The sequence below is a fragment of the Propionicimonas sp. genome, from assembly GCF_047606205.1.
Classification (GTDB): Bacteria; Actinomycetota; Actinomycetes; order Propionibacteriales; family Propionibacteriaceae; genus Propionicimonas.
Genome location: NZ_JASGES010000237.1, coordinates 1 through 10,374, shown reverse-complemented (window position 1 = coordinate 10,374; position 10,374 = coordinate 1). Strand labels below are relative to the sequence as shown.

Below are 10,374 nucleotides of genomic sequence, written 5' to 3'. Positions count from 1 at the left end.
GGTCGTCGCGGACCTCGCCGAGGCGGTCCGCAGCGCCCGCGCCGCCCTCTCCGGGCTGCGCTCGGCCCGGGCCTGGCCGGACGCGCCGCGTCCGGTGGCCGCGGAGGACCTGCTCCCCGAGCGGGCGCTCTCCGGCGACGGCCACGCGCGCCGCACGCTGGCCGACAACCTGTACCGGCCGATCGTCGCGGCCGGACGCGACCTCGCCGACACCCTCGCCTCCTTCTTCGACTCCGGCGGCTCGATCGAGGCCACGGCCAGGGCGCAGTACGTGCACCCGAACACCGTCCGCTACCGGCTGCGGCGGATCCACGAGCTCACCGGCTACTCCCCGCTCGACCCCAGGGACGGCTACGCGTTGCGGCTCGCGCTCACGCTGGGCCGGCTACTCGGCTGACGCCAGCCCACCGATCCCGACAACTCGCGTGTGTCCCGCCGCGGGCAGCCGCGGAGGATCGTTGTAGGGTTTCCACAAAGTCGGCCGCCAGAAATTCGTCGCGTAACACCCCATCCGGCACCGCGCCGTTCGGAAAGGTAGACCCGTGCTTGCAATCGTCGCGCCCGGACAGGGCGCCCAGGCCCCCGGCTTCCTCTCCCCCTGGCTGGAGGACTCCGCGTTCGCCGACCGCCTGAACTGGCTGGGCACGGTCGCGGGGCTCGACCTCGCCTTCTACGGCACCCAGGCGGACGCGGAGACGATCAGGGACACCGCGATCGCCCAGCCGCTGCTCGTGGCGTCCGGTCTGGCCACCGCGCTGTCGCTCTTCCCGAGCCCGGCGGACGGATTCCGCCGCACAGGGTTGGCGGCCGGCCACAGCGTCGGGGAGATCACCGCGGCTGCGGCGACCGGTGTCCTCTCCGCCGAGCAGGCGATGGTCTTCGTGCGTGAGCGGGGCCAGCAGATGGCCCTCGCCTCGGCGGCGCGGCCCACCTCGATGATGGCCGTCGTCGGCGGCGACCCGACAGAGGTGCTCGCGGCGATCGAGGCCGCCGGGCTCACGGCCGCCAACAACAACGGCTCCGGCCAGATCGTCGCCGCGGGCACCGTGGAGCAGTTGGCGGATCTGGCGGCCGCGGCTCCGGCCCGGGCCCGGCTGATCCAGCTCAGCGTCGCCGGCGCGTTCCACACCGTCCACATGCAGCCGGCGGTCGCCCACCTCGAGCGGCTCGCCCGCGCCATCACCACCCACGACCCGCGGACCCGGCTGCTCTCCAACGCCGACGGCCAGGTCGTGGAGTCCGGCGAGGAGTACCTCGCCCGGCTCGTGCGGCAGGTCGCGAACCCCGTCCGCTGGGACCTGTGCATGGCGAGGATGGCCGACTTCGGCGTCACCGGCCTGCTCGAACTGCCGCCCGCCGGAACGCTGACCGGGATCGCCAAGCGCAACCTGAAGGGCGTCGAGCTGTTCGCACTCAACACCCCCGACCAACTGCCGGCCGCGCAGGAGTTCGTGGCCAGGCATGGCGAGACCAGCTGGTCCGAGCCGGTGCCCGGCACCCCGTCCTCCCTGGTGGTGGTCTCCCCCGGGAAGGGTGAGTTCCGCAAGACTGGAGGCGTCGAGGTTGAGGTCGTGGTCGTCGCCGGCGCGTCGATCGGGACCGTGAGCAACCTCAGGGACACGACAGAGGTCACCACCGCCCACGCCGGGGCGGTCGCGGAGTGGCTGGTCGAGGACGGCGATCCCGTCTCGGCAGGACAGCCGTTGCTGCGCATCTCCCCGGCCCAGGACTGAACAGGACACCATGACCGAGATCAAGGCCAGCAGCGGACCCGCCTACGCGCGCATCTACAGCGTCGGGTCGGCCACCCCGTCCCGGGTGATCGACAACGAGTACTTCCTGCAATTCATCGACTCCAGCGACGAGTGGATCACCCAGCGCACCGGGATCAGGGAGCGCCGCTGGATCGGCGAGGGCGAGAACATCGAGTCCCTGTCGCTGGAGGCCGCCGGCAAGGCGATCGAGCGGGCGGGCATCGACCCCGCCGAGATCGGCGCGGTGATCCTGTCCACCATCTCTCACTACCACCAGACCCCGGCGCTGGCCCCCAAGCTGGCCACGCAGCTGGGCATCCCGGACGCGGCGGCCTACGACATCTCCGCCGCGTGCGCAGGCTTCTGCTACGGGCTGGCCCAGGCCGAGTCCATCGTCCGCTCCGGGCAGGCGACCTACGTGCTGGTGATCGCGGGCGAGACGATCAGCGAGATCACCGACATCCACGACCGCGGTACGGCCTTCCTGTTCGGCGACGGCGCCGGCGCGGTCATCGTCGGGCCGAGCGAGACCAACGGCATCGGGCCGGTCGTGTGGGGCTCGGACGGCTCCCAGGAGGGCGTCATCTGGCAGACCGCCGACTGGCACCAGGCCGTGGCGAGCGGGGAGTTCCCCAAGCTCGGCATGGACGGGCGCTCGGTGTTCAAGTGGGCGACGAGTTTCATCGCCCAGGCCACGAAGAAGTGCCTGGAGGACGCCGGCCTCACCCCGGACGACCTGGAGGTGTTCATCCCGCACCAGGCCAACGACCGGATCACCGACACGCTGCTGCGCTACCTGAAGCTGCCCGAGAACGTCGTGGTGGCCCGTTCCATCCGGCACCTCGGCAACAACTCGGCCGCGACCATCCCGATGGCGATGGACGAGTTGCTGTCCAGCGGCCAGGCCAGGAGCGGGCAGACCGCCCTGATCATCGGCTTCGGCGCGGGCCTGGTCTACGCCGGCCAGGTCGTCACCCTTCCCTGAGTCCCCGGACGCGTCCGGAAAGCAAGCCCCACCTAGTAAGGAGAAACCCATGGCAACCACCGAAGAGATCCGGGCGCAGCTCGCCGAGCTCGTCAACGACGTCGCCGGCACCCCGGTCGAGGACGTCCAGCTCGACAAGTCCTTCGTCGACGACCTCGACGTCGACAGCCTGGCGATGGTCGAGATCCTCGTCGGCTGCGAGGAGAAGTTCGGCGTCACGATCCCCGACGAGGAGTCCAAGAACCTCAAGACCGTCGGCGACGCCGTCGCCTACATCGAGGCCCACAGCTGACCTCACCCGGCTGACCGGGCCACGACGGCCGGTCGAGCCACACACCGTTGGTCGAGTTTGTCGAGACCCCCGACCGGTCTCGGCAAGCTCGACCACCGAATCCAAGCTTCGGAGAGACATGACTGAGATCGTGATCACCGGCCTCGGGGCCACCACGCCCCTCGGCGGCGACCTGGCCTCCACCTGGGAGGGTCTGTTGGCCGGCCGATCGGGCGTGACCCGGATTCCCGAGGAGTGGGCCGACGACCTCCCGGTGAAGATCGCCGCGCACGTGGCCGTCGACCCCTCGGAGATCATCGACAGGGTGAAGGCCCGCCGGCTCGACCGCTCGACGCAGCTCGCGCTGATCGCCGCGCAGGAGGCCTGGACCGACGCCGGCTACGACTGGGAGGAGACCAGCGTCGACCTGGTCGACCCGCAGCGCCTGATCGTGTCGCTGGCCAGCGGCATCGGCGGCCTGCACTCCCTGTTGAACAACTGGGACGTGCAGCGCGACAAGGGCTACCGCAGGGTGAGCCCGTTCACGATCCCCATGCTGATGGCCAACGCCCCCGCGGCGAACGTCGGCATGCAGGTGCACGCCAAGGCCGGCGTCCACACCCCGGTGTCCGCGTGCGCGTCCTCCAACGAGGCGATCGCGCTGGCGATCGACCAGCTCCGGCTCGGCCGGGCCGACGTCGCCCTCGTCGGCGGCACGGAGGCGACCATCCACCCGCTGCCGATCGCCGCGTTCGGGCAGATGCAGGCGCTGAGCCGTCGCAACGACGAGCCCGAGCGCGCGTCCCGTCCGTGGGACGTGGATCGCGACGGCTTCGTGATGGGCGAGGGCTCGGCGCTCCTCGTCCTGGAGACCCTCGAGCACGCCAAGGCCCGGGGGGCAAAGATCTACGGCACCCTGGCCGGGGCGGGGATCACCGCCGACAGCCACGACATCGTGCAGCCCGACCCGACCGGCGAGGGCCAGTTCGGCGCGATGACGAAGGCGATCAGGGATGCGGGACTGCTCGCGTCCGACATCCGGCACATCAACGCCCACGGCACGTCCACCCCGCAGGGGGACGTGACCGAGGCCGGCTCGATCCGGCAGGGCCTGGGCAGCGCGGTGGACGGCTGCGTCGTGACGTCCACCAAGTCGATGACGGGCCATCTGCTGGGCGGTGCGGGCGCGCTGGAGACCGTCGCGACCGTGCTCGCGCTGCGTGACCGGATGGTGCCGCCGACCATCAACCTGGACCATCCGGAACCGGACCTCGGCATCGACATCGCAGCCAACGTCGCCCGTCCGCTGCCCGCAGGAGATCTGGCGGCGATCAACAACTCTTTCGGCTTCGGCGGCGCCAACGTCGCCGTCGCCGTGACGAACGCGAACCTCACCGTCTGACCCGGCCGCCAGGGTCGGAATCTCGGCCGGCCCTGGCCGGCTGACGTTCCGACCACTCGGCGGCGTCCCTACCCGACCCGGTGCAACCAGCGGACGGGAGCACCGTCGCCGGCCTGCCGGAAGGCCTCGAGCTCGTCGTCCCAGCGGGCGCCGAGGAGCTCGGCGACCCCCTCGGCCAGCGGCTGGCGGCCGAGTGCGTCGGCGAGAATGGCCTGCTTGAGCCGGTCCTCGTGCACCATGATGTCGCCGTGGACGCCGATCGCCGCGGCGAAGACCCCGAGCCGCGGCGTGTACGCCCAGCGCATCCCCTCCTGGCCGGCCGAGGCCTCCTCGGTCACCTCGTAGCGGGCCCGCGCGCAGCCCCGGAGCGCGCTGGCGAGCTGGGCGCCGGTACCGGCGCGTCCGTGCCAGGGGTACTCGGCCCTCAGCGACCGTGGCTCGGCGGGCTGGCGCGACCAGTGGAGCTCGACCGGTGCGCCGAACACGGCGCCCACCGCCCATTCGATGTGGGGGCGCAGCGCTGCCGGCGCGGAGTGGATCCAGATGTTCCCGCGCGTGCTGGACATGTCGAGGTCCCCTTTCGCTGAGATGTGCCTTCCCCAGCCACCTCAGCCCCACGGGGACGCCCCCATTCTGCACCACCCGTCCCGTCCGTACCAGCCCGCCGGCGAGACAGGCCGGGAACCGTGCCCGTGGAGCACGCGGGCCCAGCACGGAGGGGCCGGTCCCGTCCTGCCTGAGCGGGTGGACATGACGCCGCGCCGCGCTCCTGCTTAGCTAGGGGCATGCCCGACATCTCCGCGAACCTCGCCGCGGTCCGGGCGCGCATCGACGCGGCCTGCGCGGCCGCGGGCAGAGCGCCGGCTTCGGTCAGGTTGCTGCCGGTGAGCAAGACGCGCCCCGCCGCGGATGTCCTCGCCGCCCACACCGCGGGCTGCACCCGCTTCGGCGAGAACAAGGTGCAGGAGGCGCGGGCGAAGGCGTCCGAACTGGCCGGGGTCGGTGTGGAGTGGGTGATGATCGGCCATCTGCAGACCAACAAGGCCCGCGTCGTCGCCGGCTTCGCCAGCGAGTTCCAGGCGCTCGACTCGGTATCCCTGGCCGCCGAGCTCGACCGTCGCCTGCAGGCCGCCGGACGCCAGCTCGACGTGCTGATCCAGGTGAACTCCTCCGCCGAGGAGTCGAAGTTCGGGCTGCCGCCCGCCGATGTGCCCGCCTTCGCCCGGGCACTCACCCCGTTCGACGCGCTCCGGGTGCGCGGCCTGATGACGCTCGCGCTGCCTTCTCCCGATCGCGCCCGCGTCGCCGCCTGCTTCGAGCGGGTCAGCGAGGTCCAGCGCAGGCTGAGGGACGCGCCCGTCCCCGGCCAGAGCTACGACGAGCTGTCGATGGGGATGTCGGGCGACTTCGAACTTGCGATCGCGCACGGCGCGACCGTCGTCCGGATCGGCACGGCGATCTTCGGCGCCCGCGGCTGAGCGGGCAGGCCGACCGTGTGGACCGAGTGAAGAACCGTCCCCGATTCGGGCTACCGCCCGCGGCCGTGCGGACCGAGTTGGGGACGGTTCCCTACTCGGTCCACCACCGCAACCTGAACGCTCGGCAGTCTCCTAAGGCCAGCGGGCGGCCAGCGAGATCACCGCGATGCCGGCCAGGATCGCGAACCCCAGCGCGTAGCCGGCGTAGGCCTCGGTGACCTCCTGGTCGACCTTCATGTAGCCCACCTGCCGGGCGATCGAGGAGTAGACCTGCTTCAACTCGTTCTCCGAGCCGGCGGCGAAGGCCTTGCCTCCGGAGATCTGCGAGATCTGCCGCAACTCCGCGGGGTTCACCGGGACCGACTCGCGGCGTCCGTCGTTCTCGACGTAGCCGTTCTCCGTTCCGTAGGCGATCGTGTAGATCGGGATGCCCTCCTTCTTCGACTGCTGCGCAGCCTGGTCGGAGGGGCGTCCGACGTTCGTGTAGCCGTCGGACAGCAGCACGATCGCCCCTGGGGCGGTGCTGTCGGGGTCGTCCGGGTCGGGTGGCGCCTGCGCCATCGCGTCCAGCGCGGAGTAGATCCCCTCCCCGATCGCCGTGGACGGGGCCACCTGCAGGTTCTCGATCGCCGCCGACACCACGCCCCGGTCGGTGGTCGGCGGCACCACCACGGCCGCCGTGCCCGCGAAGCTGACCAGCGCGACGTTGAAGCCGGTCGGCAGCATCTGGAGGAAGTCCTGCGCGGCCGACTTCGCCGCGGCGAGCCGGTTGGGCGCCACGTCCTCGGCGATCATCGAACGGGAGACGTCGATGGCCAGGACGATCGTCGCCCGCTCCCTCGGCACCTCCACCTGGCCCTTCGGCTGAGCGAACGCCACGTTCAGGGCGGCCAGCGCGAGCACAGCCGCACCGACGGCGACGTGCCGCTTCCACGCCTGCTGCTTGGGCAGCACCCGTTGCAGATTCGTGATCTGGTGCGGACGCGCCCTCCGCGCGCGACGCCACAGCAGGAACAGGTACAACCCCACCAGCAGCGGGATCAGCAACAGCCACCACAACCGCTCGGGGCGGATGAACTCAAGGTCGAACATCTACGGCCACCTCGCTCCCAGTGACACCGCGGCCAGCGCGGCCACCACCGCGAACGCGAGCCCGTAGCCGGCCCACAGCGCGGTGGTCTCCTTCTTCGTCGGGGTGAAGCCGACTTCACTGCGGATGTTGTTGTACACCCTGTTCAGCTGGTCGAGGTTCTCCGCGGAGAACGACTGACCACCCGATCCTTGCGCGATGCTGGCGAGCAGCTCGGTGTCCGGCGGGACGCGCTGCCTCGTTCCGTCGAGGTCCACGTACCCGTTCTCGGTGCCGTAGGCGATCGTGTAGATGGGCACGTTCTGCTTCTTGGCCTCCGCCGTCGCCTGGGCGGGCGCGCGTCCGGCGGTGTTCTGACCGTCGGACAGCAGCACGATCGCACCGGGGGCGGGTGAGGAGTCCGTCCCCTTCGGGGCGAGCTGGAGCGCGTTCAGCGCGGTGTAGATCGACTCCCCGATGGCGGTCGAGTCGGCCAGCTTGAGGCTGTTGATCGCCTGCTGCACCTGCGTCCGGTCGGTGGTCGGCGGCAGGATCACGGCCGGGTTCCCGGACAGGCTCACCACCGACACGTTGTACTGCTCGGGCAACGCCTTCACGAAGGTCAGCGCCGCGGTCTTCGCCGCGTCCAGCCGGCTCGGCTGCACGTCGGTCGCCGCCATGGACTGGGACGTGTCGATGACCAGGATGATCGTCGCGCGCTCCCTGGGCACCATCTCGATGCCGTTCGGACGCGCCCAGGCCAGGCTCAGCGCGAGCAAAGCGGCCAGCGAGAGCGCCACCGCGAGGTGGCGGCGCCACTGCGACTGCTTGGGCACCACCCGAGAAAGGATCGCGGTGTTGGTGAACCGCATGCCGGTCTTCTTCTTGCGGCGGACCAGGTAGATGTAGGCGGCGACCAGCAGTGGCACCACGATCAGGATCCAGAGGCGCTCGGGCTGGAGGAAGGACGGCGGCCAGGTCACTTGGTCACCCCGCTCGGCGGCTGGTGCAGCATGCTGGCCGTCCTCCGGTAGGCCAGGACGAAGCGGGCGATGTCATGCACCCAGTCTCGGTCGGTACGCAACTGGATGTGGGCGGCGCCGGCCCTGCGCAGCGCGATCCGGATCCGTTCCCGCTGGGCGGCGGTGGCCGCGTCCATGCGCTCGCGGGCCGCGTCGTCGGAGGTGTTCACGTACCTCTCGAAGTCGGTCTCCGGATCCCGGATCAGCAGGTCGCCCACGTCGGCGAACTCGACTTCGTGCGTGTCGACGACCTCGACGGCCAGCACCTGGTTGCGTACGGCGAGCTGCCGCATCGGACGTTCCCACTCCGGCTCGACGTTCGGGTCGAGCTCGAAGTCGCCGGGGGTGAGGAAGTCCGAGACGACCAGCCGCATCCCGCGGCGCCGTTCGGTGCGGGCCAGCCGCTGGATCCCGGCGGCGAGCGAGTAGGGCCCGGTGGTGTGGTCGGAGACGATCGGCTCGGTCAGCATGCGCCGCAGGAGGCCGTAGAGGGCGGTCCGGCCGGACTGCGCGGGGAAGCGCTTGAGCTGGTCGGGGCGCATGATCATGCCTCCGAAGCGGTCGCCCATCTTCTGGCTGAGGAAGCCGATGGTCGCGATCGCCGCGATCCCGAGATCACGCTTGGTGACGCCCTCCGTCCCCCAGTTCATCGACGGGGTGACGTCGAGCAACGCCCAGATCTCCAGTTCCCGGTCGGCGATGGTGTCGCGCACATAGGGCGTGGTGGTGCGGGCGGTCACCGCCCAGTCGATCTTGCGGACGTCGTCCTGGCCAGGAACGTAGAGGCGGGCGTCGTTGGCCTCCGTCCCCGGACCCGGCAGCAGGCCCTGGTGGTCGCCGTGCAGGAAGCCCTCCAGGCGCCGCACGACGGTCAGCTCCAGCCGCCGCAGCGCCGCCTCGGGGGCCAGCTTGTGCAGCGGGATGGTCGCGGACGTCGGCTCGTGCAGCACCGAGGCCACCGCGCCGAGGTCGTCGGGCGGCGGCGCGAAGCCGGGCTGGAGGGTCACGCTCGGTGTCGGGCCTGCGGGGCGGACGGCACGGTCTGGCCGGCCGGTCGGGGCTGGTTGTTCCACACCGGCGTGGGCGGCGGCACCATTGCGAGGATCCGCTCGATCACCTGCGCGGGCGTGATGTTGTCGGCGACCGCGTCGAAGCCGAGCACGAGGCGGTGGCTCATCACGTCTCTGGCAACGGCCTGGACATCGGTCGGCAGCACGTAGTCGCGGCCGTGGATGAGGGCCAGCGCACGCGACGCGGCGACGAGGCCCAGCGTGGCGCGCGGGCTGCAGCCGACCTGGATGACGCTGGTCAGGTCGGGCATGCCGAACTCCTCCGGCGTGCGGGTGGCGAGAACGAGGCGGACGATGTATTCGGCGACCAGGTTGTGCACGAACACCTCGGACGCCTGGTCCTGGAGCTGCTTGACCAGCTCCGGGTTGAGCACCGGGTTCGCGGTCGGCGGCTTCACGCTCATCCGGCGCAGGATCTCGAACTCCTCGTTGCCACGCGGGTACGGCACGTCCACCTTGAGCAGGAAGCGGTCGCGCTGCGCCTCGGGCAGCGGATAGACGCCCTCGGACTCGATCGGGTTCTCGGTCGCGATCACGATGAACGGCTGCGGCACCGGGTAGGTGGTGCCGCCGATCGACACCTGCTGCTCGGCCATCAACTCGAGCATCGCCGACTGCACCTTGGCGGGTGCGCGGTTGATCTCGTCGGCGAGCACGAAGTTGACGAACACCGGGCCGAGGGCGATGTCGAACTTCTCCTGCCGCGCGGAGTAGATCCGGGTGCCCACAATGTCGGAGGGGACCAGGTCCGGCGTGAACTGGATGCGCGCGAACTGGCCGCCCACAACGGTGGCGAAACTGCGTACGGCCAGCGTCTTCGCCACACCGGGGACGCCCTCGAGGAGGCAGTGGCCCTTGGCCAGCAGGGCAACCATCAGCTGCTCGACCATGTGCTCCTGGCCCACGATCACCCGCTGCACCTGGGCGATCGCCTCGCCGAGGATCCCTGCGGACTTCGCCGCGTCGGAGGCGGGAGCCCGGGCAGGCTGGGGAGCGGCGACGGGCGGGGTCGGATCGGTCACGCGATTCTCCTGGTGACGTGCGGCAGGGCGATGTCGCTCCACGATACCGGCTGGCACTGTGCGTCCCCTGTGCAACCAAGCCGACCGGACCGAGTCGGGGACGGTTCCCTTCTCGGTCCACCAACCCCAGACCGAGCACCGGGCGGACCAAGTCAGGAACCGTCCCCCATTCGGCCCACGAACCCGGTGAACCAAGTGGCAACCCTGGACCAACCGACCCGGACCGAGTCGGGGACGGTTCCCTTCTCGGTCCACCAACCCCAGACCAAGCACCGGGCGGACCAAGTCAGGAACCGTCCCC

The 10,374-nt window shown here is 70.8% G+C and carries 11 protein-coding genes; 6 read left to right on the top strand and 5 right to left on the bottom strand.

Translation table 11 applies throughout. The features are described 5' to 3' along the window. From QM633_RS14860 to QM633_RS14840, 5 genes are all read left to right on the top strand, one after another. A partial coding sequence (locus tag QM633_RS14860; RefSeq protein ID WP_415154544.1) for a PucR family transcriptional regulator occupies positions 1-397 on the top strand: 397 nt, incomplete at its 5' end. A 145-nt stretch (positions 398-542) separates the two neighbouring features. After that, complete coding sequence (locus QM633_RS14855; RefSeq protein ID WP_415154543.1) at positions 543-1,733, top strand: acyltransferase domain-containing protein; 1,191 nt, start codon at positions 543-545, stop codon at positions 1,731-1,733. Positions 1,734-1,743: 10 nt separating this feature from the next. Then, entirely contained in the window at positions 1,744-2,739 is a 996-nt protein-coding gene (locus QM633_RS14850; protein WP_415154542.1) for a beta-ketoacyl-ACP synthase III, read from the top strand. Positions 2,740-2,788: 49 nt separating this feature from the next. Continuing rightward, the gene (locus QM633_RS14845; RefSeq protein ID WP_415154541.1) at positions 2,789-3,031 is read left to right on the top strand and encodes an acyl carrier protein; all 243 of its coding nucleotides are present in this window, start codon (positions 2,789-2,791) and stop codon (positions 3,029-3,031) included. Between the two features lie 118 nt (positions 3,032-3,149). Next, complete coding sequence (locus QM633_RS14840; RefSeq protein ID WP_415154540.1) at positions 3,150-4,412, top strand: beta-ketoacyl-[acyl-carrier-protein] synthase family protein; 1,263 nt, start codon at positions 3,150-3,152, stop codon at positions 4,410-4,412. A gap of 68 nt (positions 4,413-4,480) precedes the next feature. On the opposite strand, the gene QM633_RS14835 is transcribed toward QM633_RS14840, so the two are convergent. Further along, positions 4,481-4,978, bottom strand: a complete 498-nt coding sequence (locus tag QM633_RS14835; RefSeq protein ID WP_415154539.1) for a DUF3145 domain-containing protein — start codon at positions 4,976-4,978, stop codon at positions 4,481-4,483. A 219-nt stretch (positions 4,979-5,197) separates the two neighbouring features. Between QM633_RS14835 and QM633_RS14830 the strand changes: the two genes are divergently transcribed. Continuing rightward, a complete protein-coding gene (locus QM633_RS14830; protein ID WP_415154538.1) occupies positions 5,198-5,890 on the top strand; it encodes a YggS family pyridoxal phosphate-dependent enzyme in 693 nt (230 codons plus the stop codon). Positions 5,891-6,022: 132 nt separating this feature from the next. Here QM633_RS14830 and QM633_RS14825 read toward each other — a convergent pair whose 3' ends face one another. From QM633_RS14825 to QM633_RS14810, 4 genes are read right to left on the bottom strand one after another with little or no spacing between them, the layout of a single operon-like run. Beyond that, positions 6,023-6,982 carry a VWA domain-containing protein gene (locus QM633_RS14825; RefSeq protein WP_415154537.1) on the bottom strand — a complete coding sequence of 320 codons (960 nt, stop codon included), beginning with the start codon at positions 6,980-6,982 and terminating at the stop codon, positions 6,023-6,025. Further along, on the bottom strand, positions 6,983-7,942 hold the full coding sequence (locus tag QM633_RS14820; RefSeq protein ID WP_415154536.1) for a VWA domain-containing protein: 960 nt from the start codon (positions 7,940-7,942) through the stop codon (positions 6,983-6,985). Continuing rightward, positions 7,939-8,940 carry a DUF58 domain-containing protein gene (locus tag QM633_RS14815; RefSeq protein WP_415154546.1) on the bottom strand — a complete coding sequence of 334 codons (1,002 nt, stop codon included), beginning with the start codon at positions 8,938-8,940 and terminating at the stop codon, positions 7,939-7,941. The genes QM633_RS14820 and QM633_RS14815 overlap by 4 nt, the downstream gene beginning before the upstream one ends. 44 nt (positions 8,941-8,984) lie before the next feature. Next, a complete protein-coding gene (locus QM633_RS14810) occupies positions 8,985-9,995 on the bottom strand; it encodes an AAA family ATPase (protein WP_415154545.1) in 1,011 nt (336 codons plus the stop codon). Between the last annotated feature and the right edge of the window lie 379 nt (positions 9,996-10,374).

Coding starts and splice junctions, on each gene's coding strand:
- QM633_RS14850 (WP_415154542.1), top strand. CDS start 1,744: ATGACCGAGATCAAGGCCAGCAGCGGACCCGCCTACGCGCGCATCTAC.
- QM633_RS14845 (WP_415154541.1), top strand. CDS start 2,789: ATGGCAACCACCGAAGAGATCCGGGCGCAGCTCGCCGAGCTCGTCAAC.
- QM633_RS14840 (WP_415154540.1), top strand. CDS start 3,150: ATGACTGAGATCGTGATCACCGGCCTCGGGGCCACCACGCCCCTCGGC.
- QM633_RS14835 (WP_415154539.1), bottom strand. CDS start 4,978: ATGTCCAGCACGCGCGGGAACATCTGGATCCACTCCGCGCCGGCAGCG.
- QM633_RS14830 (WP_415154538.1), top strand. CDS start 5,198: ATGCCCGACATCTCCGCGAACCTCGCCGCGGTCCGGGCGCGCATCGAC.
- QM633_RS14825 (WP_415154537.1), bottom strand. CDS start 6,982: ATGTTCGACCTTGAGTTCATCCGCCCCGAGCGGTTGTGGTGGCTGTTG.